Source organism: Shewanella sp. AC34-MNA-CIBAN-0136 (assembly GCF_040309945.1).
GTDB lineage: Bacteria > Pseudomonadota > Gammaproteobacteria > Enterobacterales > Shewanellaceae > Shewanella.
In genome coordinates, this window is record NZ_JBEOPJ010000049.1 from 1 (window position 1) to 542 (window position 542).

At 43.7% G+C, this 542-nt stretch carries 1 protein-coding gene; it reads left to right on the forward strand.

Features of this window, described 5'->3' with window-relative positions:
* On the forward strand, positions 1-542 hold a 542-nt coding region (locus AAEY94_RS20615; protein WP_350979897.1), incomplete at both ends, for a cadherin-like domain-containing protein.

Below are 542 nucleotides of genomic sequence, written 5' to 3' on the forward strand. Positions count from 1 at the left end.
GGTAACGTATTAGATAACGACGGTGATGTTGATTCAGATTTAAGCGTGGTGACATTTGAAGTTGACGGCCAAACCTATCCTGCCGGCACTGAAGTCACACTAGATGGCGGTGTACTGATCATCAATGAAGATGGCTCTTATACCTTCACTCCAAATGAAAACTGGAACGGTACAGTTCCTGTTATTACTTACACCACCAATACTGGTGTTACCGCTACATTAACTATTGAAATCACCCCTGTTGATGATGCGTCCGTTTTGGTCAACGACACCAATACTGTTGCTGAAGACAGTGTAGCAACGGGTAACGTATTAGATAACGACGGTGATGTTGATTCAGATTTAAGCGTGGTGACATTTGAAGTTGACGGCCAAACCTATCCTGCAGGCACTGAAGTCACGCTTGAGGGTGGTGTGCTAATCATCAATGAAGATGGCTCTTATACCTTCACTCCGAATGAAAACTGGAACGGTACAGTTCCTGTTATTACTTACACCACCAATACTGGTGTTACCGCTACATTAACTATTGAAATCACCCC